Here is a 23,396-nt window from a genome sequence, read left to right on the forward strand (position 1 = left end):
ACTCGGCGGCGGCGATCGGTCGGGCGTCTTCTGCTCCGAGGAACTGTCGGCATCCAGGGCATCGTCCTCCTCGTCGAGCAGGATGCGCACGGCAGCACCGTCGAGGTCGTCATATTGGCCGCTGCGCAAGGACCACAGAAAGCTGGCGAGCGCGGCCCCGCCGAGCAGCAACGCCAACGGCACCAGGAAAACCAGGCTGCTCATGTACCGGTCTCATGCGCCGCAGCGAGCCCCTTCACCGGCCGAGGGCCCGACTTCGCCGGCACCGCCGCGTTTCCCGCATCGAGCCGCAAGGCATTGGCGACGACGAGGATCGAAGACAGCGACATGGCGAGCGCCGCGATCAGCGGCGTGACATAGCCAGCGATCGCGACCGGCAGGGCCAGCGCGTTGTAGAGAATCGCCAGGGCGAAGTTCTGCCGCACCAGCCGGCCGGCCGCTCGCGCCACGGCCACAGCCACCGGCACCGCATCGAGCCCGTCATGAAGGAAGACGAAATCCGCGGCGTTGCGGCCGATATCGGCGGCCGAGGCCGGCGCCATCGAGGCATGCGCCGCAGCCAGCGCCGGAGCATCGTTGAGGCCGTCGCCAACCATCAGAACCTTGCGACCCTCGGCCGCCAGCGCCTCAAGGCGCTCGACCTTGCCGGTGGGCAGCAGCCCGGCCGAGACATCCCCGATGCCAAGCCGGCTGGCGACGGGTTGCACCGCCTCCGGGCGGTCGCCGGAGAGCAGTTCGATGACGAGACCATCCGCGCGCAGGACATCGATGGCGTCACGCGCCTGTGGGCGCAAGGTCTCGACGAAGGCAAAGCTGGCGACGAGCGCACCGTCGCGGCTCAGCACCGTCCCGCTCTCCTGCCGGCCACCCGCTTGCGCCAGTGCCCATCGCGCGCGTCCGAGACGATAGCGGTGCCCTTCCAGCTCGGCCTCGATGCCAAGGCCAGGATGCTCCCGGATCTCGCGTAGCCCCAGTGCCTCCTCGGGCGCCGCGGCAGCGATGGCGCGCGAGAGCGGATGGCCCGAGCGCCGAGCGATCGCCGCCGCGATGGCCAGATCGCCGGCCGGAATCGATTCGGGGTCGACCAGTTGCGGCTGGCCGTAGGTCAGCGTACCCGTCTTGTCGAAGGCGACCGTATCGACCTCAGCGATCCGCTCGATGGCCGAGCCGTCCTTGACCATGATGCCCGCTTCGAACAGGCGCCGCGAAGCCACGACCTGCACGATCGGGACGGCCAGGCCCAGCGCGCAGGGACAGGTGATGATCAGCACGGCGATGGCGATGGTGATCGCGCGATGCCAGTCGCCGGTCGCCAGCATCCAGCCGAGGAAGGCGACGAGCGCGGTGGCGTGGACCACCGGCGAATAGAGCGCCGCAGCCCTGTCGGCGATACGGCGATAGCGCGCGCGGCCGCCTTCCGCTGCCTCCATCAATCGAACCATCTCGGCGAGGAAGGAGCTCTCTGCCTTCGCCGTCGCGCGGATCGTCAGGGGACCTGAGAGGTTGAGCGTCCCGGCCTGCACCGCGATGCCCGGCGAGACCGCCTGCGGCAGGCTCTCGCCGGTGGCGATGGCGCAATCGAGCTCGGAGGTGCCGTCCTCCACAACGCCGTCGACGGGCACGCGCTCGCCGGCGGTGAGCGCGATCCGCCTGCCCGGCCCGACCTCGGCCAGCGGGAGATAGCTCCGCTCGCCATCCACGTCGAGCACGGTCGCACCGCGCGGCGCCAGCCGCATCAGGCCGCGCACGGCCGCACGCGCCTTCTCATGCATGAGATGGTCGAGCGTGCGGCCGATCAGCAGGAAGAAGATCAGCGAGGTCGCCGCGTCGAAATAGGCATGCGGCCCGTCATGGATCGTGTCGTAGAGGCTGAGGGCGAAGGCGAGGCAGATGCCGATCGAGATCGGCACGTCCATATTGGTCCGGCCGCGCCGCAGCACCGTCCAGGCCGACGCGAAGAAGATGCGGCCCGAATAGAGCAGGCAGGGCAAGGCCAGCGCGCCCGAAATCCAGTGGAAGGCCTGCCGCGTCTCCGGCTCCGCCCCCGACCAGACCGAGACCGAGAGCAGCATGATGTTCATGGCGCAGAAGCCGGCTACCGCCAGCGCCCGCACCAGCCGATCGCGCTCGGGGTCCGTCCCGGCCGCCTCGCTCTCGAAAAGATGGCCGGGATAGCCGAGCCCGGTCAGCGCCGTCAGCAGTTCGGGCGGGTCCTCTCCCTGCCACTGCACGGAGACGCGGCGGGTCGAGAGATTGACCCGCACCTGCGCGACGCCGGGCAGCCGGGCTAGCCCTGTCTCGACCGCCCGGATGCAGGCAGCGCAATGCAGCCCCGGCACAGAAAGATCGCTCTGCCGCAGGCCGTTGCCGAGATCGCGACTGGCGAGGCGGATTTCCTGCCGCGCGGCGGAAGGATCGGGCGCGCCATCCAAAGCCAGTGGCGGCGCGCAGCAGCTCATCTCAGCGCCCGATAGCTGTGCCAGGTCGCATGGCCGAGCAGCGGGAAGACCACGATCAGCCCAAGAAGCCCGGTCGCGACGGCCACCAGGAACAGGGCAAGCACGATCGCGCCCCAGGCGAGCATCACCGGGAGGTTGTTCCAGACCATGGAGATGCTGGTGCCCATCGCGGTGAAGGCATCGACCTGCTCGTCGAGCAGCATCGGGATCGCGAAGGCGCTGATGGCGAAGGAAAAGGCGGCGAACAGCCCGCCGACCACCGTGCCGACCAGCAGCATCGCCCAGCCGACCGGCGTCCCGAACAGCATCGCCGCGACGTCATGGAGGCCGGGAAACGGCCGCAGCCCGAAAAACAGCGCGTAGATGATGACCGCCGCGCGCATCCAGACCAGCATCAGCAGCGACAGGATCGCACCGGTGTACCAGACCTGACCGCCCGAGGCCGCCTTGACGAAGATCATCCGGGAGAGGCTGATCGGCTCGCCCTGCTCGATCGCGCGGCTTTTCTGGTAGAGCCCGATCGCGAGCAGCGGCCCCATCACCATGAAGCCCGCCAGCGCCGGGAACAGGATGTAGTCGAGCCCCAGCCGGAACAGCCCCCAGACGATGATCGCGGAGACCGCGAAGACCGCGAGCCCGTAGAGCAGGCTAGGCGCCGGCTGGCGCCAGAGATCGCGCCAGCCTGACCCGAGCCAGGACAGGGCCACGCCCGCCGGCAGGTTGCGCCGCCGCTGGGCGGAGAGAGGCAGCGGCATCTCCTGGCCGTTCCCGATCGCAGCCATGTGCTCCTCCTCTCCTCAGCAGGATGGGCGGGCAGCGCGGAAACCGCCTGCCTCGCCCGCCGATTTCGCATGCGGCACGCAGTCCGGCTGCGAGCCTATGGCGACATAGACCAGATGAGCGTTGGCGAGGATCAATCCCCCCGCCAGCACGCCGGCAAGCGTCAGCCAGAAGGCCTTTCGCCCGTTGCGCCGCCTCGCTTCGCCGCAGGCCGGCGAGCTCATCGTTTCGCCTCGCCCAGCGTGCCGACATAGAGCGCCAGCAGCTTGATATCGGTCGGCGAAAGCCGGCCCTCCCAGCTTGGCATATGGCCCATCCGCCCGCCATGGATACTGTTGACGACCGATTGCAGGTCTCCCCCGTAAATCCAGTTGGCGTCGGTCAGGTCCGGCGCACCGAGATCATGCTGGCCCTTGGCGTCTTCCCCGTGGCAGGCGACGCAATTCGCGGCGAAAACCTCCTTGCCCGCCGGGACACGCGCCTGCTCGGTCGCATCGAGCGTCTGGCCCGACAGCGAGCGGACATAGGAGGCGACGGCCAGTACCTGCTCGCGCTGGAGCACGCCGTCGCGGCCGAAGGCCATCATCTGCGCCGTACGGGTATCCTTGGCCGTTCCATTGATGCCGACCCGGATCGTCTCGGCGATGGCTTCCGGGCTGCCGCCCCAGAGCCAGGAGCCGGCGGCGAGATTGGGGAAGCCCGGTCCGCCCTTCCCCTGCACGCCGTGACAGACGGCGCAGTTATCTTCGAAGAGCGTGCGGCCGGTGTCGCGAACATGGCGCATCAACGCCGGATCGGCGGCGATCTCGGCGAAGGAGGCCTTGCCCAGCTTCGCGGTCCAGCTCGCCCGCTCGGCCGCGGCGTCGCGAACCTGCTCGGCCACGACCTGCCGCTGGTCTATACCGAGCAGCCCCTTGGTATAGGTCACGCCCAGCGGCCAGGCTGGCATCAGCAGCCAGTAGCCGATCGAGAACAGCGTGGTGACGGCCAGGAAGAACAGCACGACGCGCGGAATCGGCGTATCGAGTTCCTCGATGCCGTTCCACTCGTGGCCGGTCGTGATCGTCCCTGTGACGGGATCGCGGGTCGCATCTGCCATCGCTCAGTCCCCCGGCCTGTCGTCCTTGTCGAAAATACTCTTCTTGGCCCGGTCGAAACGTTTCCGGTTCGAAGGCCACAACGCGTAGATCAGCACGCCGGCCGCCATGGCGATGAGGTAGAACAGCCCCCAGCTCTTGGCGAAACCGACCAGCGACTGATGATCGAGGTCCATCGGCTCATTTCTCCGCCGTCGCGGCCTGCTTGTGTGCCGCATCGGTCAGGCGGCCCAGCACCTGGAGATACGCAACCACCGCATCCATCTCGGTCAGGCGGCCCGGCTCGCCATCGAAGGCGCGAACATTGGTGGCATCGCCATAACGCTCGCTGACACCGCTCGCGAAGGCGCTGTCGGGGCTGGCCTGACCGTAGGCGTCGCTGCTGGCATTGGCGATCTGCGCATCGGTATAGGGCACGCCCACCGCGCGCTGTGCCTTGAGATGCCGGCCGAGATCCTCGGTTTTCAGTTCGTTGCGCATCAGCCAGCCATATCGGGGCATCACCGATTGCGGCACGACATCGCGCGGATTGATCAGATGCGCGACATGCCAGGCATCGGAATACTTGCCGCCGAGCCGCGCGATATCCGGCCCGGTCCGCTTCGAGCCCCAGAGCATCGGATGGTCGTATTTCGACTCGACCGCCAGCGAATACGGACCGTAGCGCTCGACCTCGTCGCGCAGCGTCCGGATCATCTGGCTATGGCAGGCATAGCAGCCCTCGCGGATATAGATGTTGCGCCCTGCCAGCTCGAGCGGCGTGTAGACGCGCATGTCCGGCGCCTTCTCGACGGTGTCGCCGATGGTGAAGAGCGGCGCGATCTCGACGAACCCGCCGATCGCGGAGACGCCGATGATGGCCAGGACGAAGCCGATCGCGCTGCGCTCGAGCTTGCGGTGGAAGAACTCGCGCATCGGCTTACTCCCCAGCCTGCAGCGCAGCGCCCTGCAGCGCCGGCAGGTCGGTGTCGCCGGCACCCGCCGCGGCCTGCGAGCGGGACATCCGGATCGTCATCCAGACATTGTAGGAGGCGACGATCGCGCCGAGCAGGAACAGGAGCCCGCCCACGGTGCGCGCGATGTAATAGGGATGCATCGCCACGAGACTGTCGATGAAGGAATAAGCCAGCGTGCCGCTGTCATTGTAGGTGCGCCACATCAGGCCCTGGATGATGCCCGAGTTCCACATCGCGAAGACGTAGATGACCGTCCCCGCCAGAGCGAACCAGAAATGGACTTCGATCAGCTTGGGCGAATACATCCGCTCGACTTTCCACATCCACGGCACCAGCGCATAGAGCGAGCCGAAAGTGATCATGGCGACCCAGCCGAGCGCGCCGGCATGGACGTGGCCGACGGTCCAGTCGGTGTAGTGCGAGAGCGAGTTCACCGCCCGGATCGCCATGAACGAGCCTTCGAAGGTCGAGAGCCCGTAGAACACGGCGGCGACCATCATGAAGCGCAGCGTCGCGTCGTCGCGGACCTTGCCCCAGGCGCCGTTGAGCGTCGCCAGCGCGTTGCCGGCCGAGGCCCAGGACGGCACCAGCAGCACCACCGAGAAAGTCATGCCCAGCGTCTGCACCCATTGCGGCAGCGCCGTGTAATGCAGGTGGTGCGAGCCCGCCCACATATACATGAAGGTGATGCCCCAGAAGCTGATGATCGACAGCCTGTAGGAGTAGATCGGGCGCCCTGCCCGCTTCGGCAGGTAGTAATACATCATCCCGAGGAAGCCCGATGTCAGGAAGAAGGCGACCGCGTTGTGGCCGTACCACCACTGCGTCATCGCGTCCTGCACGCCCGAGAACAGCGAATAGCTCTTGGCCTCCCCGAAGGAGATCGGCACCGCCAGGTTGTTCACGATGTGCAGCACCGCCACGACCAGGATGAAGGCCATGTAGTACCAGTTGGCGACGTAGATATGCGGTTCCTTCCGCCGCTGCAGCGTGCGGATGTACAGCAGGAAATAGGTGACCCAGACGATGACGAGCCAGAGATCGGCATACCATTCCGGCTCGGCATATTCCTTGGACTGGGTGATGCCCATCAGGTAGCCGCTGGCCGCCAGCACGCAGAACAGGTTGTAGCCGATCAGCACGAACCACGGGCTGAACTGGTCGGGCAGGCGCGCCCGAGTCGTCCGCTGCAGGACATGGAACGAGGTCGCGATCAGCGCATTGCCGCCGAAGCCGAAGATCACGCCGGAGGTATGGACCGGCCGTAGCCGCCCGAAGCTCGCCCAGCCGGCATCGAAGGTGAGATCGGGCCAGGCCAGCAGCGCCGCGACCCAGACGCCGAAGAACATGCCGACCACGGCCCAGCCGAGCGAGAGCACGATGCCGACCCGGGTCGGGTCGTCGTAATAGCGCTTCAGGCGCTCGTCCGACGGCTCGGGCGCGAAATAGCTCGACATCACCAGGCCGATGCAGCCCAGGCCGAAAATCAGGACGATGGCGCCATGGACTCCGAACAGATCCTCGCGGCCGGCGATCGCCATGGCGAGTCCGCACAGCGCCAGCACGGCTGAGATGGCAATGGCGCGCTGCCGCTCCGCGACAGTGAGTGTCGCAATCATCGCTCGCCTTCTCCATGGCTGACATGGGCCGACGCCCCCATGCCTTCGAGGCCGGTATCGCACAAAAGGATCATTTCAGATACCCAATTTGCCGATGAACGGGTCGGACAAAATGCCCTAGCACTGGTGGCCGTTGCCGAGCTGTGAACTGGCCGGAATCGCCTTCGTGAGTCCGGTGCAGGCCACAGGCCGAGCCCGGAATCTAGAACCGATGCCATCCAGAACTCAAGCGCCGGCCCATCCGCGCTCGTCCAGGAAACCGCATCGGCTCCGCATTCCCGGCTCTTCGCCGACGCGACGCCCGGAACGACGGAGGTTTCCGGGCTGGAGAAGTCGCCTCACCGCTGTTCGATCTCGGCAAGATAGGTGCGGACGGCACGCTCCGGCCCGTGCCAGGAAGCACTGCCCTTGCCCTGCAGCTCCGGCGCATCCTTCCACCCCGGCTCGATTCCCGTCATGTCCGGCAGCAGATGGGCGATGCCCTTGTGGCAGTCGATGCAGGTCTTCTCGCCCGTCGTCAGGAAGCGACCATGGATCTCGGCGGCGCGGCGCGTCTGCTTGGTGAAGTCCATCGCCACCGATGAATGGCAGTTCCGGCATTCCAGCGAATCATTCGCCTTCAATCGGGCCCATTCGTGTTTGGCGAGTTCGAGACGCATGTTCAGGAACTTCTCGCGCGTCGAGATCGTGCCGAAGATCTTGCCCCAGACCTCCTTCGAGGCCTGCATCTTGCGGGCGATCTTGTCGGTCCAGTTATGCGGGACGTGGCAATCGGGGCAGCTCGCCCGCACGCCCGAGCGATTCGAGAAATGGATCGTCGACTGCAGCTCCTGATAGACGTTGTCGCGCATCTCGTGACAGGAGGTGCAGAATTTCTCGGTATTGGTGACCTCCAGCGCGGTGTTGAAGCCGCCCCAGAACAGCACGCCGCCGACGAAGCCGCCGAGCGTCAGCAAGCCCAGCGGCAGATAGGCGCTCGGTCGGCTGATGATGCGCCAGAAGCCGATGACGACGCCCCAGCACCAGAGAATGAAGGATTTGAGCCTGGCCATGATGCACGCGCCTCAGGGCTTCCGGCCAATGTCTTTGGCGTCCTGGAACCGGTTCTGAACCAGAGGCGCGACATCGGTCTGCTGGACATGGCATGCAGTGCAGAAATAGCGCCGCGGCGTCACGTCCGAGAGCACCTGCCCGTCGCGATCCTGGAAATGGGTCACGCTGATCATCGGCGCGCCCGAGCCCTCCGTGAACTCGCGCTTGTGGCAGTCCATGCAGCGATTGGTGTTGAGCGTGAGCTGGTAGCCGTCGATCGCATGCGGGATCACGGGCGGCTGCTCCGGATAGTTGCGCATGCGCCGGACATCGTCGACGACCGGGCGGCCGAGCGCCGGCACGCGCTCCAGCGCCATCGGGTCGGCGGTACCCGTCAGGCGCGGCACGATCTTCACCGGTGCGCCCTCCTGCGAGACGGCGGCACCGAAAGCGAGGACGAGGCCCGCCGCCAGGGCGGCCCCGAGGAAGGTCCGCGAGCGCATCAGCCCGAGACCGGAACGATCTTGACCGCGCATTTCTTGAAATCCGTCTGCTTGGAGATGGGATCGGTGGCGTCGAGCGTCGTCTTGTTGATGAGCTGGCTGGCGTCGAACCAGGGCACGAAGACCACACCGGGCGGCATGCGGTTGCGCCCGCGCGTCTCGACGCGGGTGCGCATCTCGCCGCGGCGCGAGATCAGCCTGATCTCGGCGCCCTGGTTGAGGCCGCGCTTGCGGGCATCCTCCGGATGCATGAAGCAGCGTGCGCCGGGGAAAGCCTTGTAGAGTTCCGGCACGCGCATCGTCATCGAACCGGAATGCCAGTGTTCCAGAACACGGCCGGTGACGAGCCAGAGATCGAACTCGTTGTCGGGTGATTCCGCAGGCGGCTCGTAGGGCACCGCGATGATCCGGGCCTTGCCGTCCTTGTTGCCGTAGAACTCGACGCCCTTGCCCGGCTTCACATAGGGATCGAGCCCCTCGCGATAGCGCCAGAGCGTCTCCTTGCCGTCGACCACCGGCCAGCGCAGCCCGCGGACCTGATGGTAGAGTTCGTAAGGTCCGAGATCATGGCCATGGCCGCGGCCGAAGATGGCGTATTCCTCGAAGAGACCCTTGTGGACGTAGAAGCCGAAATCCTTCGATTCCTGGTTCTCATAATCGGGGCTGGCCTCGGAGAGCGCGAACTTGTCGACCTGGCCGTTGCGGAACAGCACGTCGAACAGCGTCTTACCCTTGTAATTCGGATTGGCGTCGAGAATCTCGGCCGGCCAGACCTCGTCGGTGGTGAAGCGTTTCGAGAACTCCATGAGCTGCCAGAGGTCCGAACGGGCCTCGCCGGGTGCGTTGACGAGCTGGTGCCAGACATGGGTACGCCGCTCCGCATTGCCGTAAGCGCCCTCCTTCTCGACCCACATCGCGGCGGGCAGGATCAGATCGGCGGCCAGCGCCGTCACCGTCGGATAGGCGTCGGAGACGACGATGAAATTCTCTGGATTTCGGTAGCCGGGATAGGTCTCGTTGCTGCTGTTGGGCGCCGCCTGCAGATTGTTGTTGACCTGAATCCAGTAGAAATTGAGCTTCCCGTCCTTGAGCATCCGGTCCTGCTCGACAGCGTGGTAACCGGGCTTCTCCGGAATGATCCCGTTCGGGATGCGCCAGATCTCCTCGGCATGCTTGCGATGCTCGGGGTTGGTCACCGTCATGTCGGCCGGCAGGCGATGGGCGAAGGTGCCGACCTCGCGCGCCGTGCCGCAGGCCGAGGGCTGGCCGGTGAGCGAGAACGGGCTGTTGCCCGGCTCCGAGATCTTCCCCGTCAGCAGATGCAGGTTGTAGACGAGCTGGTTAGCCCAGACGCCGCGCACATGCTGGTTGAAGCCCATCGTCCAGAGCGACGTGACCTTGCGCTTGGGGTCGGCATAGAGCTCGGCGAGCTGCTGCAGGAAACCGGGCTCTACCCCGCTCAGGGCCGAGACCTTCTCCAGCGTGTACTCCTTCACCGAGGCGGCATAGGCCTCGAAATCGATCGGGGTGGTTGCGGCCACGTCGGCAGCCTTGCGCGCCTTGACCTCGCGCGGATCGTCGGGACGCAGGCCGTAACCGATATCGGTCGCGCCCTTCACGAACGTCGTGTGCTTGTCGACGAAATCCTTGTTCACCCTCCCGGTCGTGATGATGTGGTTGGCGATGTAGTTGAGGATCGCCAGGTCCGTGCCCGGCTTGAACACGATGGGGATGTCGGCCAGGTCGGAGCTGCGATGCGTATAGGTCGACAGCACCGCGACCTTCACATGCGGCTGGCCGAGCCGGCGGTCCGTCACCCGGGTCCACAGGATCGGGTGCATCTCCGCCATGTTCGAGCCCCAGAGCACGAAGGCGTCGGCATGCTCGAAATCGTCGTAGCAGCCCATCGGCTCGTCCATGCCGAAGGTGCGCATGAAGGCATAGGCAGCGGATGCCATGCAGTGGCGGGCATTGGGATCGAGATTGTTGGAGCGGAAGCCGGCGCGCATCAGCTTGGTCGCCGCATAGCCTTCGAAGATCGTCCACTGGCCCGAGCCGAACATGCCGAGCCCGGTCGGCCCCTTCGCCTTGAGGGTGGCCTTGGCCTTGGCGGCCATGGTGTCGAAGGCCTCCGCCCAGGAAACCGGCGTGAACTCGCCGTCCTTTGCATAGACGCCGTTCTTCTTGCGCAGCAGCGGCTGGGTCAGCCGGTCGTTGCCGTACATGATCTTGGAAAGAAAATAGCCCTTGATGCAGTTGAGGCCGCGATTGACGTCGGCCTTCATGTCGCCATGGGTGGCGATGACCTTGCCTTCCTTGACGCCGACCATGACGCCGCAGCCCGTGCCGCAGAAGCGGCAGGGCGCCTTCGACCATTTGATCTGCAGGGTATCGACGCCGCCTGTGACGGGCTGGGCATCGGCCGGGACGCTCATATTGGCGGCAAGCGCGGCGACACCGGCCGCCTGCGCCTTCAGCATCTCGCGACGGGACAGGGTCATGGGATCACTCCGGGGTCGTCGAGGGTTTCGAGATCTTCGATCTGCTCGAACACCATGTTGGCCGAGAGCACGCCGTCGAAGAGGCTGATCGAGGCGAGCCGGTCACCGATAACGCCTGTGCTGGAGCCCTCCAGCACGACGACGATCTTGCCGTTCTCGACCCGATGGATCTCGGTTTCGGGAAGCTCCGCGATACGCGCGAGCACGGCCTCGACCTTGGCCGGCAGGGCCGAGACGACGGCGCTCGAAATATGATGGTAGCGCGGGCGGGCGGGCTCAAGCATGGGTGGACTCCAGCAGGCGCGCACCGATCGCAATGGCCTGCGCCGGGCAGGCGGGGATGCAGGCACCGCATCCCGTGCAGCGATCGCCGGCGATCTCGGGCAAAGCCGGGCCGCCGAGTCGTGGGCGGAAACGGATCGCGCTCTCCGGGCAGGCATCGCCGCAGCTCTGGCAGACGATGCCGCGCCCGGCGAAGCAATCGGAGCCGACCGTCGCAACATGCTCGAAAGCGGGCAGCAGGCGATCGAAGACCGGCTCGGGGCAGGTTTCCGCACAGGCGCCGCAGAAGCTGCACTCGCTCACGGCGAAATTCAGGATCGGCCGGCCTCCGGCATCGAGTGCGATGATGTGCTGCGGACAGGCTGGCACACAGGCGCCGCAGCCGGTGCAAGCCCCGGCGATCGACGTCGCACGCGACCAGGGCGGGCGCACGCCCTCCGGTTGAGGCTGCGCAGATCGGCCGGTCAGGAAGCGTCGTCGTCCGGGATCGATGGCATTCTCGCCCATGCCAGCCTCCTCAACGCGGAGGCCCGGGCGGGCCGAGGACGAGCTGGGACATCCAGACGAGGAAACCGTAGCCGCCGACGATACCGACCGCCACGACCGGCCAGATCAGCACGGCCAAGGTCAGGAAGGCGAGGAACTCGGCTCGCTTGGTCGGCTTTTCAGGCACGGCATCCGGGCCGCCCGTCTTCGCGGTCTCGGTCGTCATCTCCGGTCCTTTCGGCCGGCCGCATATCGCACCGACGCGTGTTGAGAGATCGACTAAAGAGAATATGGATTCCCGGACGCTGTCCATGTCAAGGGCCGCATCGCGCCGCCGTTTCGCTGACATCTTTGACATAACGCAAATTCGATAGGCCGAATGCAAGCGACCACACAGAGTGGTCCCGATATTGCTTGCTGCGTGCCGGCCCTGCCCTCCCGAACAGGCGATCGTGCCGCACTTGAACCCTCCACGTGATTGCGGTCTTATCCGGCGCCGCGCTCCGATGCTTCGAGACATCGCGGGCGCCCCGAACTCGTCCGAAGGAAAGGCTGTCACGTGGGAATGGACCGCAGCGTGCTGCGCAGCGTCCCGCTGTTCGCGGCGATGAGCGATACTCAGCTCGACCGCATGACGGCGCAGGCCACGGCACGGCGAATTCCCCAGGGCGAAGCCGTCTTCGAGCAGGGCGACCCGGCCAAGGCCTTCTATCTGCTCCTGCACGGCCGGCTGAAGGTGACGCAGGTCACACGCGACGGCCAGCAGATCATCGTGCGCGTCGTCCATCCGGGTGATCTGTTCGGCTTCACGCGGGCGCTCGGCCGCAGCGACTATCCCGGCACGGCGACAGCGGCGGTCGACAGCCTCGTCGCGAGCTGGCCGACCGAATCCTGGGACAGCTTCGTCGCCGACAATCCGCATCTGGCGATGAACGCGATCCGCACCATCGGCCAGCGCCTGGACGAGGCCCATACCCGCATCCGCGAGATGTCGACCGAAGAGGTCGAGCGCCGCGTGGCCCATGCCGTGCTCAGGCTGGTCGAGCAGGCAGGCACGCGTGTGGACGCCGGCATGCGCGTCGATTTCCCGATCTCGCGACGCGACATCGCCGAGATGACCGGCACGACACTGCATACGGTCTCGCGTATCCTCAGCGCCTGGGAGACGCAGGGCCTCGTCGAGGGAGGGCGCCAGAAACTCGTCGTCTGCGACGCTCCTGCCCTGAAGCGGCTCGCCGAGAACGCCGGCTGATCAGGCCTCGGCCGGGGACCAGTCGTAGAGATGGATCAGCTTCGGGTCGTCGGCATGCTCGACCAGCATCCGGCGGACGCGGTCCTGCCAGAGCGCGGCGAAGCTCTCGAGCCCGGCCGCATCCGCCTTCCCCGTCACGGCCTGCGGCATCACTGCGCCCATCGCCGGCGCATGGGGCACGGCACCGGTGTCGATATCGACCACGACGCCAGCGCCGGTATCGCGGCGGCGCAACGCCATCGTGCCTTCGATATCGGCGCCGAAATGCAGGAGATCGCGCCGGGAGAAGCGCCGCGCAGGGCCGATCCCGCCAAAGCCGGTCTCCGGCGCCGCGCCGGTCAGAAGAGTCGCGACCGAGGCCAGGACCCCCGTCGTACCCTGGTCTCGCTCGCCCCGCATGAAGACCTCGATGCCACCGCGTTCCGGCATCTCGTCGTCGTGGAGATAGGCGAGCCCGCCGATCACCATGAGATAGGCACCGGCGACCGCCGGGCAGGAATGGCCGGCCAGCCGGACCACATCCTCATAACCGTATTCGAGAATGCCGTTTTCGCTGGCGCCCAGGAAGGCGGAGAGCGGATCGCGAACCTTGAGACGCGGGGCGTCGGTGAAGAAGGACGGGAAGTTCATTGCGCTTCCTTTGAGCAGGAGGCGAGCGGCATCGCGGCTTCGCCCCGGAGAAACGTCATCCTGTGAAAACGGCCCGACCTCAGACCGGTGGGCGGGCAAGGCCGAGGCGTTCCGGATCGGCAAGCAGATCGGTCAGGGAATAGCGATCGAGTTCGCCGAGGAAGGCCTCCATCGCATCGCTCAGGATACCCCGCCAACGATCCCCGCGCAGAACCGCGCGCCCTTCCGCCTCGCCGAAACATTCGACGATCGCGAACGCCGGCTCCGTCGCCCGGATCAGCATGCCGAGCGAGATATCGGCCGGCGGCCGAGCCAGCATCAACCCGCCGGCGCGGCCGCGGACGCCCTTGAGGAAATCCTGCCTGACCAGGAGATTGGCGACCTTCATCAAATGCGTCCGCGAGATGTCATGAGCCGTCGCCGCCTCTTCGACCGTGACCAGCCGCTCCGGATGCGCCGCCGCGAAGACGAGCAGCCTGAGCGCATACTCGCTGAACTGGGTCAGGCGCATGGGCGCCGCCCGCATCGGCACCCGGCCCGCTTCTGGCCGAAATCTGGAAAGAGCACCATCCGACAGTCCCGTTCGCCGCGCGAAGTCCCCCCTCACCCGGGGCGCCGGCCTTCTGGAGCGCGACGCTGCGCGTCTCCCGCGCCTCGATACGGCAATCCGCTCCCCTGCGCATCAACAGATCCTCTCCCTCACCCATTTCAGGCCGGCCCGGCCGCCGACGCAGCTTTCGGACCGAGCCTCGCCCCTGTCAGGGCGCGCCAATAGCTTGCGGCGAAAACGAGGAAGGCCAGCGACCAGCACAAGCCGGCGACATGAAGCAACGCGATCGGCCCATGGCCGAGCGCCGAGCAAATACGTGCGACGCTGCCGATCACGATCAGGACGTAGCAGGCTTGTGTCCCCGCGGTCGCGATGAGCGGGCGTCCGGTATGCCCCAGGCTGGCTCGCGACATCACCGCCAGCGTCATGGTGCCGAAGGCGCCGGCCGTCCAGGCATGCAGGCCGGCCCCGGGTCCGGTCAGCCCGAAGCTCGCGGCGGCCGAGAGCGCAAATCCCAGCGGCACGAAGGCATAGCCGACATGCAGGATGACGAGCAGCGGGTTTCGCCAGGTGCGGTCTCCCGCCCAACGCGCAAGCCGTGCGGCGTGGAGCACGGCCGAAAGCGCCAGCGCGACACCGCTCGCAAGCGTATCCGGCCGGGCTACCCAGAGAGCGAGCGCCAGCCCGCTCGCCGCCAGAACGGCCTTGTCATAGCCGCCGAAGGGAATCGGGAGGCGTCCGGCCCCGCGCGGCGCCAGCCAGTTGCGCGTGAAGCTCGGCACGATCCGCCCGGCGATCAGCGCGACCAGCATCAGCACGACGGCGATGGCGAAGCGGCGGGCGTAATCGGCTCCTCCCGTCAATGCCGACTCGACATGGAAGGCGAGATTGGCCGCGAGCAGCAGGGCGAGGAGCACCACGACCTTGAGATTGCGCCAGTTGCGGCCCGCGACGATCTCGCGCGCGGCCGCTCCCGCCAGGAGCAGGAGGAAAAGCGCGTCGACCGCCAGCGCAAGGCGCCAGCCGATGAGGGCCGAGACGGCAACCGCGATGCGGCCCGCGATCCAGGCCAGCACCAGCACGAGCAACGGGGTCCCCTGCACGGGCAGGCGGCCGGTCCAGTTGGGAATCGCCGTCAGCAGGAAGCCGCCGATCGCCGCGGCCTGATAGCCGAAGAGCATTTCATGGATATGCCAGTCCACCGGCGCGAAAGCCGTGGGGATGTCGAGGCGACCGGCGAGGAGGCCGAGCCAGACGATGATCGTCAGCCCCGCCTGCAGCGCGGCCAGCAGGAAGAGCGGCCGGAAGCCGTAGGACAACAGCGCAGGCCCGTCATAGGCCTTCAACCTCGGAATGGGCGCCATCTTCGCTCCTCCTGACGTAAGCGGGCGCAGCCTGTCGCTGCGCCCCTACCCCTTCGACGGATCGCGCGGCGGCGCGTTCACTTCGCCTTGGCGACCAGATCGGCAAAAACCTGCTTGGCCTTGCCCGGATGCTTGGCGGCGGCGGCGGCTTCCAGATTGGCCGGCTCGCCGACCACGATCAGCGCGACCATGCCCATGCCGTAATGCGGCTTGCACTTGATGCCATAGACGCCGTTCTGCTTGAAAGTGACCTCGACCTGCTCGTTGAGCTTGCCGACGAAAGGCTCGGCCCCGGCCGGGAGCATTTCCGGAACGGTTTCCGCGTTGTGGCTCTTGTCGGTCGGTACGAATTTCACGGTATCGCCGGGTGCGATCTTCACCAGCGCCGGTTCGAACACCATGGCGCCGGCCGCGCCCTTGTTGAGCATCTTGACCTCGACCTCCGCCGCATTGGCGCCGGCGGCTGCCAGCGCCATCAGCGCGCCGGCCAGAAACGTCCTGAACATCTGCCTTCTCCTTCAGCAGCGGGGCACGTCCGTCCCTCGCTGCACCGCAACATTAGCCGGAGGGGTCACGCGCAAATTTGCGAAAACGCAAACTCGGGGCAGATTGCGGAAGGGACCGGACCGCTTCGGCAAAGCTGGGGATTTGGTGCGGCACGGGTCGTCCAGATGGTGCGCCACCCGGAGCCGGAACAGCAACGATGCCCAACTATCGGACCGCCGGAGCCTCGCGGCCGGGGCAATCGAAAAACCGTTCGCCAGCCTGCGCCGCTCGCGACCAGACCCGGGAATCCTCCTCCGGCCCATGACGCCTGGATCAGCGGCTGCGATGCATCCGGAATGACGCCGCTGGCGCCGAAAGATCGGACAATTGCCTATGCCGCCCGGTGCTCCTCGATCGCAAGCACGGCGAAAGACGCAAGCCAGTGCTCGCCCATATAATCGCCGGCGATATGCGGCAGGCCGGCATCGAGATGTCGCGCAGCCGCATCGGCGATGACAGGGCGCCGCACATCGCCCATCGGCAGGGCTGCGGCCAAGGCACTCAAGCACCAGGCACGGCTCAGATTGAGCCCGTCGAGATGTGCGATCTTGCCGTCGGTCCGGTCGGTCACGGTCGCCGGCTCGAACAGGACCGCCGGCTGCTTTTCCGCGATACGCGGCAGGAAGCGCTCGAACCAGGGCAGGAAGCGCCCCGGCGCCAGCAGGCGGCGCATGCATTCCGCCTCGATCAGCGCCGGGGACTGGAAGTCATCGCCACTCGGCTCGCCCCAGGCCGGACAATCCTCGTCGGCGCCATACCAGCGCAGGGCGGTCTCGCGCAGCAGCGCCAGAAAGGCGCCGTCGGCGGTCACCGTGGCGTAGTCTGCTGCCATCCGTAGGCCGAAGGCCGTGTTGAAATGCGTGCCGACCCGCACCGGATAGGTCGCGATCGGCAGGAAATCGCGGAATCGCTGGGAAAAGACCTCGGCGAGCGGCGTCAATGCCCGGCCCCAACGCCCGTCATCGAGCCCGTACAGCTCGGCCGCGAGCTTGAGCAGCCAACCCCAGCCATAGGGCCGCTTGAAGCCGCGCGCCGTAGGCTGGGCGAGATAGGCGCATTCGACCGCAATCTTTTCGGGGATCAGTTGCTCGTCGAACAGCGCGACGATATCGGCCGCCGCCTCCATGCTCGGATGGCGCCGCAGCAGCCGGGCCAGCATCCAGTAGCTGTGCACGCAGGAATGCCAGTCATAGCTGCCGTAGAACACCGGATGCAGCGCGCTCGGCGTCCGCGCATCCTCGGGCCCTGCCAGCGTATGATCCGGCTTGTTCGGATATTCCCGGCGGACATGGCCGAGCGCGATCCGGGCGAAGCGCAGCGCGATCTCTTCAGTGAGCGAGGGCGTGGTCATGGCGTGCTTGTCTCCGAGCCGCCGCAACCTAACAGCGTTTCCATCCCCGCAAAGAGCCACCCGCCCATCAGGCTGCAACCCTGCCATCTCCTGTCGTCGGGTTTCCCCGCCCATCCGGTGTGATCTAACCGAATGAGCGCGCTCCTCACCGGTTCCGGCCGGCGCGGCGGTGCTGCCGATCATCATGCCCAAGAGGAAATGCCGTGGACCTGCCTGCCAACGCCTTCAAGGCCGCGCTCAAGCGCGGCGAGCTTCAGATCGGATTGTGGAGCAGCCTGTGCAGCCCGATCGTCTCCGAGATCATCAGTCAGAGCGGCTTCGACTGGATCCTGGTCGATACAGAGCACTCGCCCAATGAGCCGCCGGACGTCCTCGCCCAGTTGCAGGCTCTGAAGGGCGGCACCGCCACTCCGATCGTCCGCCCAGCCTGGAACGATGCCGTGCTGCTCAAGCGCCTGCTCGATATCGGCGTGCAGGCCGTGCTCGTGCCCTTCGTCCAGAATGCCGAGGAAGCCCGCAAGGCCGTCGCCGCCTGCCGCTATCCGCCCGCCGGCATCCGCGGCATCACGGTCAGCGGCCGCGGCAGCCATTACGGGCGCGTGCCGGACTATCTCAAGCGGGCCGACGGCGAAATCTGCGTCCTGGTCCAGGTCGAAACCGGCGAGGCGCTCGCCCGCATCGAGGAGATCGCCTCGGTCGATGGCGTCGACGGCGTCTTCATCGGCCCGGCCGACCTCTCGGCCTCGCTCGGCCATATCGGCAATCCCGGCCATCCCGAGGTTCAGGCCGCGATCCGGGATGCGGTGAACCGCCTGACGGCTATCGGCAAGCCGGCCGGCATTCTGACGCCGTCCGAGCCGGACGCGCGCCGCTATATCGAATGGGGCTATCGCTTCGTCGCGGTCGGCTCCGATCTCGGCCTCATGACCAAGCATGCCGATGCGCTGGCCAAGGCCTTCGCCCCGCAGCGCTGACACGAGGTTCCAGCAGCCTCATCACGTCATGGTCGGGCTTGTCCCGGCCATCCACGTCTTCCCATGAGGCCAGCGTTCAAGCCGTGGATGCTCGTCACGACGGCGGGCATGACGGCCGGGCTCTCGCTCGACTTCGACTTCGCCTTCCGCGCGACCTCGTCCCAAGGCTGGACCATGGCGACCCTGACGGCGCTGCCTGTGATGCCCGTCAGCTTCGCCACTCCCCATCGCGGAGAATCCCGCTTGCGTCTCCAGCCAGCGCTTGCCCTGATCGTCGGCGCCGGCTTCAGGCATGAAATCTGAAATTTCAGATTGCCGGGAGCTGCGCATTGTGCTGCTTGATGGCTATGGCGCCCGGCCGGCTGCCGCGATCAGACGGCTCCGGTCCGGCACCCCGGAAGAACCATGTTGCAGCCTGCCGTCGAACCCGTTGCGCCCGATCTGCTGCGTTCGCTGCGCGAGCATGTCCATGAACGCCTGCGCCGGGCCATCGTCGCCGGTCGCTTCCGCAATGGCGAGCGCCTGAACGAGCGCCACCTCGCCGAGATGCTCGGCGTCAGCACGACCCCGGTGAAGGATGCGATCCGCAAGCTCGAAAGCGAGGGTCTGGTCCGGACGGAAGCACGCCGCGGCGTCTTCGTCGAGTTCTCGCCCCGACAGGCGCTGGAGATGGCGCTGGGTCGCGCCGCGCTCGAAAGCATCATGGCCCATATCGCCGCCAACCGTCTGACGGAGGCCGATGCCGCCGAACTCGGTAAGCTGATCGCCGAGATGGAGCTGGCGACGGAGCATGGCGATCTCGAGGACCTCGTCGCGCTGAACGAAGCCTATCATCGGGCGATCCATCACATCTCCGGCTGCATCTATCTGGAGCGCCGACTCGACGGCCAGCGCATGTACGACCATGCCCAGCGGATCGCCCTGCACTCAGAGCCGGACGAGCGCCGCCGCGGCTTCGAGGAACACCGCGACATCTACGAGGCGCTCCTGGCGCGCGATCCCGCGCGCGCCGAACTGAGGATGCGCCGTCACATCGTCCGCTCGGCGAAGGCCCATGTGCGATTGGTCTTCGGCGCGGATGCGGAGGGACTGGACTATGACGAATGACAAGATCCGCCGCGCACTGCGCGGCATTTCCGGCGTCCATGTCACCGCCTGGAAGGCGGATAGCGAGGCCGATTGGGCGCTGACCGGCAAGATCGTTCGGCGCATCGCCGAGGCCGGCATCCACAACATCGTCTCGGCCGGTAATACCGGTGAGTTCTATCCGATGACGACGGCCGAGGTGGAGCGCTCGCACGCGACCGCCGCCGAAGCTGCCGCCGGCAAGGCGCTGGTCACCGCCGGCATTGGCCGCTCGCTGCGCGAAGCCATCGCGACCGGCAAGCTCGCGGCCAAGGCCGGCTGCGATGCCGCGATGGTGCATCACCCGCTCGACCCCTTCGCCGCCCCGCAATCCCAGGCCGACTACATCCTCGCCATCGCCGAGGCGCTGCCGATCCCGCTCGTCGCCTATATCCGCTCGGATGCGATCGGCGTGAAGGACCTGATCCGCGTCGCGACCCATCCGAACGTCGCCGGCGTGAAATTCGCCTCGAACAACATGATGCTGCTCGCCGATTGCGTGCGCGAGACGGAAGGTTCTTCCGCCAACTGGATCTGCGGCCTCGCCGAGGGCTGGGCCGCTCCCTTCTATGCGCTGGGCGCCCGCGGCTTCACCTCCGGCCTGATCAATGTCGCGCCTGAGCGCTCGCTCGCGGTCTGGCGGGCGCTGGAGGCCGGCGACTACAAAACTGCCCGCAGCGAGGTCGATGCGATCGCCGGCTTCGAGAAGCTGCGCACGAAATACGGCAACGGCGCCAATGTCACGGTGGTGAAGGAGGCGCTGGGCCTGCTCGGCACGGATGTCGGCCCGGTCCGCCTCCCCGGCCTGCCGGAGCTCAACGAGGCCGAGCGCGCTGAACTGCGCGGCATCGTGTCGAGCTGGGGCGCCGCCAAGGCTGCAGCCGAGTGACAGGCCGTCATTCTCGGGCAAAGCATAGCGCGGGTCCGAGAATCTCATGACAAGATGACACTGGCTTCCGAGATGATCGGGTTAGGCCCGGTCACGCCTCCGGTATCGCTTAGAACGACAAGAATTCGAGGGAACGCCCATGTCCGCCCGCCCCCGCAAGACGCCCGAGACTCTGCGCAGCTGGCGCTGGTTCGGGGCGAGCGACCTGCGCTCCTTCGGGCATCGCTCGCGGGCGCTGCAGATGGGCTTCGGCCATGAGGAGTTCATGGGCAAGCCGGTCATCGGCATCATCAATACCTGGTCCGAGATCAATCCCTGCCACACCCACCTGCGTGACCGTGCGGAAGCCGTTAAGCGCGCGGTCTGGGCGGCCGGCGGCTTCCCGATCGAAATCCCCGTCATGTCGGTTTCCGAGCAATATCAGAAGCCTACGACCATGCTCTATCGCAACTTCCTGGCGATGGAGACCGAGGAATCGATCCGCTCCCACCCGCTCGACGGCGCCGTGCTGCTCGGCGGCTGCGACAAATCCACGCCAGCCCTGATCATGGGCGCCTGCAGCGCCGGCCTGCCCTTCATCTTCGTGCCGGCCGGGCCGATGCTGCGCGGCAACTGGGCCGGCAAGGTGCTGGGCTCGGGCGCCGATGTCTGGAAATACTGGGCCGAGAAGGAAGCCGGCAACATCCCCGACGGCCAGTGGAAGGACATGGAAAGCGGCATCGCCCGCTCCTACGGCACCTGCATGGTGATGGGCACGGCCGCGACGATGATGAGCCATGCCGAGGTGCTGGGCCTCACCCTGCCCGGCGCCTCCGCCATTCCTGCCGCCGACGCCGCCCATCCCCGCATGGCCGCGATGGCGGGCAAACGCATCGTCGAGATGGTCTGGGAAGACCTGACACCCGACCGGATCCTGACCCGCAAGAGCTTCGAGAACGCGCTGACGGTGCATATGGCCGTCGCCGGCTCGACCAATGCGATCATCCATCTTGTCGCCATGGCCGGCCGCGCCGGCGTGCCGCTGACGCCTGATGATTTCGACGCATTCTCGCGCAATGTCCCGGTCATCGCGAACCTGCGCCCCTCCGGCGATTTCCTGATGGAGGATTTCTTCTATGCCGGCGGACTGCCCGCCCTGCTGAAGCAGCTCGAAAGCAAGCTCCACACCGACGCGATGACCGTGACCGGCAAGCCGATCGCCGAGACCATCGCACTCGCCCAGGTCTACGACGACAACGTCATCCGCCCGCTCGACAGACCCGTATCGACGGCCAACGGCCTCGCCGTGCTCAAGGGCAACCTCGCGCCCGATGGCTGCGTCATCAAGCCTTCGGCCGCCGAGCCGCGCCTGCTCAGGCATTCCGGTCCAGCCATTGTCTTCGAGCACTACGATGCGATGATGCAGGCGGTGAACGACGAGAATCTCGACGTCACCGCAAACCACATCATGGTGCTCAAGAATTGCGGCCCGGTCGGCGGCCCCGGCATGCCGGAATGGGGCATGCTGCCGATCCCGAAGAAGCTCTTGAAGCAGGGCGTGCGCGACATGCTGCGCATCTCGGATGCCCGCATGTCCGGCACCAGCTATGGCGCCTGCATCCTCCATGTCGCGCCGGAGGCCTATATCAAGGGTCCGCTCGCGGCGGTGCAGACCGGCGACATCATCAGCGTCGATGTCGAGGCGCGCAGCATCTCGGTCGATCTCTCCGAGGCTGAGATCGCCACCCGCCTCGCCGTCTGGACGCCACCGGATCGGGACTATCCACGCGGGTGGGGCAAGATGTCGGCGGCCCATATCCGCCAGGCCGATAAGGGCTGCGATTTCGATTATCTGGAAGGGACGGCGCAGGTGCCGGAACCCGAGATCCATTGACGGCACATGGCGGTCAATCCGGCGGCACTCTAGCGATCGCCAGCCGCACCAGCGCGGCCTGGCTGTTGACACCCGTCTTCGCGTAGACGGCCTTGAGTTGCGCACGCACGGTCTCTCGCGACAGCCCGGCCCGTTCGGCGATATCCGTCAGGCTGCGCCCCGAGACGATGCTCGCAGCCACCCTCGTCTCCGCGGGGGAGAGGCGAAAATGCGCCGCCAGCCAGCCAGGATCGCCCGACCCTTGATAGCCCTGCGCCGGATCGATCAGGAGCAGCACCGTCGGCCCGGCGAAATACGCGCTGACCTCATCCAGCTCGGCGCGTACCAGCGCGAGGCTGTGCCTCCCGATGCGCATGGTGCGGACTCGCTCCCCTTCGTAGTCACGCCGCAGCATCTGGCGCAGGATCGCGTCCGCCGCATCGTCCCGGATCCGGATGGTGCCCAGTGCCGTCGTGCCGACGACCCTGCCGTCGGCGAGCATGCTCCCGGCGCGGCGCGAGAGCGCCTTCACGCTGCGCCCCTCGCCCAGCACGATGACACCGTCAGCCTGCGATTCCAGCAGTGAAGCACCAAACCGCGCCGTCGCCTCCCGGAGCGGCCCGGTTCGATAATACTGGAAGGCGCGCCTCAGATGCGGTGCCAAGCGAGTCATGAGATCCGCCGCCGCCTGATTGGTGTCGGGATCGTCGCGGCTGGTCAAGGTGCTCAGCAGGAAGGAGCAGCCATGGTCGCGGAAAAGCGTTATGCCGACAGCGGTCTCGTAGCCGGTGGGCCTCAGGAAATCGGAATAGTATTCCGAATTGCGGAACTGATCTCGGGGCACGATGCGCTCGCCGACGATGCCGACACCCAGCGGCGTTTCCGAAACCTTCTGCATCCACGGGTTCAGCGGCGCGTAATAGGCGGCGTAATCGCCGATCTCCTTCTCGCCGATGCCGGCAGCGAGCGAGACCACGCCGGACTTGGCGCCAGGATCATGAAAGAACAGCGTCGAGGCGCCTGCCGGGAGAATTCCGTTCAACCGGTCGAGGAAGCTCTGCCATGGCGTCTCGCCGAGTATCGCGGCATAGACGAGTTCCGTAAGTTCGTGCTCGAGCGCCGGGATCGTCTGCAAATCCATTACCCTG

Annotated in this window: 25 protein-coding genes and 1 pseudogene; 6 read left to right on the top strand and 20 right to left on the bottom strand. The window is 66.7% G+C overall.

The window, feature by feature from the left end; genetic code table 11:
- Positions 1-60 precede the first annotated feature (60 nt).
- The 14 genes and pseudogenes from ccoS to napE all read right to left on the bottom strand — a co-directional run.
- Positions 61-204: pseudogene (gene ccoS, locus J0I42_RS16500) on the bottom strand (cbb3-type cytochrome oxidase assembly protein CcoS); the annotation flags it as partial.
- On the bottom strand, positions 201-2,459 hold the full coding sequence (locus J0I42_RS16505) for a heavy metal translocating P-type ATPase (protein WP_291656322.1): 2,259 nt from the start codon (positions 2,457-2,459) through the stop codon (positions 201-203). The pseudogene ccoS and the gene J0I42_RS16505, both read right to left, overlap by 4 nt.
- Positions 2,456-3,241, bottom strand: coding sequence for a DUF2189 domain-containing protein (locus J0I42_RS16510; protein WP_291656324.1), 786 nt, complete (start codon positions 3,239-3,241; stop codon positions 2,456-2,458). The genes J0I42_RS16505 and J0I42_RS16510 overlap by 4 nt, the downstream gene beginning before the upstream one ends.
- A 15-nt stretch (positions 3,242-3,256) precedes the next feature.
- Entirely contained in the window at positions 3,257-3,463 is a 207-nt protein-coding gene (locus J0I42_RS16515; protein ID WP_291656325.1) for a hypothetical protein, read from the bottom strand.
- Positions 3,460-4,338 (bottom strand): cytochrome-c oxidase, cbb3-type subunit III, encoded by an 879-nt coding sequence (ccoP, locus tag J0I42_RS16520; protein ID WP_291656326.1) that lies wholly within the window; start codon positions 4,336-4,338, stop codon positions 3,460-3,462. Before ccoP ends, J0I42_RS16515 begins: the two co-directional genes overlap by 4 nt.
- Positions 4,339-4,341: 3 nt before the next feature.
- On the bottom strand, positions 4,342-4,512 hold the full coding sequence (locus J0I42_RS16525) for a cbb3-type cytochrome c oxidase subunit 3 (protein WP_291656327.1): 171 nt from the start codon (positions 4,510-4,512) through the stop codon (positions 4,342-4,344).
- A gap of 4 nt (positions 4,513-4,516) precedes the next feature.
- Positions 4,517-5,251 carry a cytochrome-c oxidase, cbb3-type subunit II gene (gene ccoO / locus J0I42_RS16530; protein ID WP_291656328.1) on the bottom strand — a complete coding sequence of 245 codons (735 nt, stop codon included), beginning with the start codon at positions 5,249-5,251 and terminating at the stop codon, positions 4,517-4,519.
- 4 nt (positions 5,252-5,255) lie between these two features.
- Entirely contained in the window at positions 5,256-6,911 is a 1,656-nt protein-coding gene (gene ccoN / locus J0I42_RS16535) for a cytochrome-c oxidase, cbb3-type subunit I (RefSeq protein ID WP_291656329.1), read from the bottom strand.
- Between the two features lie 338 nt (positions 6,912-7,249).
- Positions 7,250-7,963, bottom strand: coding sequence for a NapC/NirT family cytochrome c (locus J0I42_RS16540; RefSeq protein WP_291656330.1), 714 nt, complete (start codon positions 7,961-7,963; stop codon positions 7,250-7,252).
- Between the two features lie 12 nt (positions 7,964-7,975).
- Entirely contained in the window at positions 7,976-8,479 is a 504-nt protein-coding gene (locus J0I42_RS16545; protein ID WP_291656331.1) for a nitrate reductase cytochrome c-type subunit, read from the bottom strand.
- Positions 8,446-10,947 carry a periplasmic nitrate reductase subunit alpha gene (gene napA, locus J0I42_RS16550; RefSeq protein WP_291656332.1) on the bottom strand — a complete coding sequence of 834 codons (2,502 nt, stop codon included), beginning with the start codon at positions 10,945-10,947 and terminating at the stop codon, positions 8,446-8,448. Before napA ends, J0I42_RS16545 begins: the two co-directional genes overlap by 34 nt.
- A complete protein-coding gene (locus tag J0I42_RS16555; protein WP_291656333.1) occupies positions 10,944-11,231 on the bottom strand; it encodes a chaperone NapD in 288 nt (95 codons plus the stop codon). The genes napA and J0I42_RS16555 overlap by 4 nt, the downstream gene beginning before the upstream one ends.
- Positions 11,224-11,736, bottom strand: coding sequence for a ferredoxin-type protein NapF (napF, locus tag J0I42_RS16560; RefSeq protein ID WP_291656334.1), 513 nt, complete (start codon positions 11,734-11,736; stop codon positions 11,224-11,226). Before napF ends, J0I42_RS16555 begins: the two co-directional genes overlap by 8 nt.
- A gap of 10 nt (positions 11,737-11,746) precedes the next feature.
- Complete coding sequence (gene napE, locus J0I42_RS16565) at positions 11,747-11,941, bottom strand: periplasmic nitrate reductase, NapE protein (protein WP_291656335.1); 195 nt, start codon at positions 11,939-11,941, stop codon at positions 11,747-11,749.
- A gap of 333 nt (positions 11,942-12,274) precedes the next feature.
- Between napE and J0I42_RS16570 the strand changes: the two genes are divergently transcribed.
- Positions 12,275-12,967, top strand: coding sequence for a Crp/Fnr family transcriptional regulator (locus J0I42_RS16570; protein WP_291656336.1), 693 nt, complete (start codon positions 12,275-12,277; stop codon positions 12,965-12,967).
- On the opposite strand, the gene J0I42_RS16575 is transcribed toward J0I42_RS16570, so the two are convergent.
- The 5 genes from J0I42_RS16575 to J0I42_RS16595 form a co-directional block, all read right to left on the bottom strand.
- Complete coding sequence (locus tag J0I42_RS16575) at positions 12,968-13,597, bottom strand: hypothetical protein (protein ID WP_291656338.1); 630 nt, start codon at positions 13,595-13,597, stop codon at positions 12,968-12,970.
- 79 nt (positions 13,598-13,676) lie between these two features.
- A complete protein-coding gene (locus J0I42_RS16580; RefSeq protein ID WP_291656339.1) occupies positions 13,677-14,108 on the bottom strand; it encodes an RrF2 family transcriptional regulator in 432 nt (143 codons plus the stop codon).
- Between the two features lie 197 nt (positions 14,109-14,305).
- Positions 14,306-15,511, bottom strand: a complete 1,206-nt coding sequence (locus J0I42_RS16585) for an NnrS family protein (protein ID WP_291656341.1) — start codon at positions 15,509-15,511, stop codon at positions 14,306-14,308.
- A 77-nt stretch (positions 15,512-15,588) separates the two neighbouring features.
- A complete protein-coding gene (locus J0I42_RS16590; protein ID WP_291656342.1) occupies positions 15,589-16,017 on the bottom strand; it encodes a pseudoazurin in 429 nt (142 codons plus the stop codon).
- Positions 16,018-16,388: 371 nt separating this feature from the next.
- A complete protein-coding gene (locus J0I42_RS16595) occupies positions 16,389-17,408 on the bottom strand; it encodes a DUF2891 domain-containing protein (protein ID WP_291656344.1) in 1,020 nt (339 codons plus the stop codon).
- A 203-nt stretch (positions 17,409-17,611) separates the two neighbouring features.
- Between J0I42_RS16595 and J0I42_RS16600 the strand changes: the two genes are divergently transcribed.
- The 5 genes from J0I42_RS16600 to araD all read left to right on the top strand — a co-directional run bounded on the left by J0I42_RS16600 (position 17,612) and on the right by araD (position 22,269).
- Positions 17,612-18,382 carry an HpcH/HpaI aldolase family protein gene (locus tag J0I42_RS16600; RefSeq protein WP_291656346.1) on the top strand — a complete coding sequence of 257 codons (771 nt, stop codon included), beginning with the start codon at positions 17,612-17,614 and terminating at the stop codon, positions 18,380-18,382.
- 87 nt (positions 18,383-18,469) lie between these two features.
- Complete coding sequence (locus tag J0I42_RS16605; RefSeq protein WP_291656348.1) at positions 18,470-18,685, top strand: hypothetical protein; 216 nt, start codon at positions 18,470-18,472, stop codon at positions 18,683-18,685.
- A gap of 102 nt (positions 18,686-18,787) precedes the next feature.
- A complete protein-coding gene (locus J0I42_RS16610; protein WP_291656349.1) occupies positions 18,788-19,489 on the top strand; it encodes a GntR family transcriptional regulator in 702 nt (233 codons plus the stop codon).
- Positions 19,479-20,396, top strand: coding sequence for a dihydrodipicolinate synthase family protein (locus J0I42_RS16615; protein WP_291656351.1), 918 nt, complete (start codon positions 19,479-19,481; stop codon positions 20,394-20,396). The genes J0I42_RS16610 and J0I42_RS16615 overlap by 11 nt, the downstream gene beginning before the upstream one ends.
- A 139-nt stretch (positions 20,397-20,535) precedes the next feature.
- Positions 20,536-22,269, top strand: coding sequence for an L-arabinonate dehydratase (araD, locus tag J0I42_RS16620; RefSeq protein ID WP_291656352.1), 1,734 nt, complete (start codon positions 20,536-20,538; stop codon positions 22,267-22,269).
- Between the two features lie 13 nt (positions 22,270-22,282).
- On the opposite strand, the gene J0I42_RS16625 is transcribed toward araD, so the two are convergent.
- On the bottom strand, positions 22,283-23,389 hold the full coding sequence (locus tag J0I42_RS16625) for a helix-turn-helix transcriptional regulator (protein ID WP_291656354.1): 1,107 nt from the start codon (positions 23,387-23,389) through the stop codon (positions 22,283-22,285).
- Positions 23,390-23,396: the final 7 nt, after the last annotated feature.

The organism is Allobosea sp., from assembly GCF_017308015.1.
In the GTDB taxonomy this organism is placed as follows: Bacteria; Pseudomonadota; Alphaproteobacteria; order Rhizobiales; family Beijerinckiaceae; genus Allobosea.

Coding starts and splice junctions, on each gene's coding strand:
- J0I42_RS16580 (WP_291656339.1), bottom strand. CDS start 14,108: ATGCGCCTGACCCAGTTCAGCGAGTATGCGCTCAGGCTGCTCGTCTTC.
- J0I42_RS16510 (WP_291656324.1), bottom strand. CDS start 3,241: ATGGCTGCGATCGGGAACGGCCAGGAGATGCCGCTGCCTCTCTCCGCC.
- J0I42_RS16575 (WP_291656338.1), bottom strand. CDS start 13,597: ATGAACTTCCCGTCCTTCTTCACCGACGCCCCGCGTCTCAAGGTTCGC.
- J0I42_RS16615 (WP_291656351.1), top strand. CDS start 19,479: ATGACGAATGACAAGATCCGCCGCGCACTGCGCGGCATTTCCGGCGTC.
- J0I42_RS16610 (WP_291656349.1), top strand. CDS start 18,788: ATGTTGCAGCCTGCCGTCGAACCCGTTGCGCCCGATCTGCTGCGTTCG.
- J0I42_RS16525 (WP_291656327.1), bottom strand. CDS start 4,512: ATGGACCTCGATCATCAGTCGCTGGTCGGTTTCGCCAAGAGCTGGGGG.
- napA (WP_291656332.1), bottom strand. CDS start 10,947: ATGACCCTGTCCCGTCGCGAGATGCTGAAGGCGCAGGCGGCCGGTGTC.
- J0I42_RS16555 (WP_291656333.1), bottom strand. CDS start 11,231: ATGCTTGAGCCCGCCCGCCCGCGCTACCATCATATTTCGAGCGCCGTC.
- J0I42_RS16585 (WP_291656341.1), bottom strand. CDS start 15,511: ATGGCGCCCATTCCGAGGTTGAAGGCCTATGACGGGCCTGCGCTGTTG.
- ccoN (WP_291656329.1), bottom strand. CDS start 6,911: ATGATTGCGACACTCACTGTCGCGGAGCGGCAGCGCGCCATTGCCATC.
- J0I42_RS16540 (WP_291656330.1), bottom strand. CDS start 7,963: ATGGCCAGGCTCAAATCCTTCATTCTCTGGTGCTGGGGCGTCGTCATC.
- ccoO (WP_291656328.1), bottom strand. CDS start 5,251: ATGCGCGAGTTCTTCCACCGCAAGCTCGAGCGCAGCGCGATCGGCTTC.
- ccoP (WP_291656326.1), bottom strand. CDS start 4,338: ATGGCAGATGCGACCCGCGATCCCGTCACAGGGACGATCACGACCGGC.
- J0I42_RS16625 (WP_291656354.1), bottom strand. CDS start 23,389: ATGGATTTGCAGACGATCCCGGCGCTCGAGCACGAACTTACGGAACTC.
- napE (WP_291656335.1), bottom strand. CDS start 11,941: ATGACGACCGAGACCGCGAAGACGGGCGGCCCGGATGCCGTGCCTGAA.
- J0I42_RS16590 (WP_291656342.1), bottom strand. CDS start 16,017: ATGTTCAGGACGTTTCTGGCCGGCGCGCTGATGGCGCTGGCAGCCGCC.
- J0I42_RS16545 (WP_291656331.1), bottom strand. CDS start 8,479: ATGCGCGGTCAAGATCGTTCCGGTCTCGGGCTGATGCGCTCGCGGACC.
- J0I42_RS16515 (WP_291656325.1), bottom strand. CDS start 3,463: ATGAGCTCGCCGGCCTGCGGCGAAGCGAGGCGGCGCAACGGGCGAAAG.
- J0I42_RS16595 (WP_291656344.1), bottom strand. CDS start 17,408: ATGACCACGCCCTCGCTCACTGAAGAGATCGCGCTGCGCTTCGCCCGG.
- napF (WP_291656334.1), bottom strand. CDS start 11,736: ATGGGCGAGAATGCCATCGATCCCGGACGACGACGCTTCCTGACCGGC.
- J0I42_RS16505 (WP_291656322.1), bottom strand. CDS start 2,459: ATGAGCTGCTGCGCGCCGCCACTGGCTTTGGATGGCGCGCCCGATCCT.
- araD (WP_291656352.1), top strand. CDS start 20,536: ATGTCCGCCCGCCCCCGCAAGACGCCCGAGACTCTGCGCAGCTGGCGC.
- J0I42_RS16605 (WP_291656348.1), top strand. CDS start 18,470: ATGCTCGTCACGACGGCGGGCATGACGGCCGGGCTCTCGCTCGACTTC.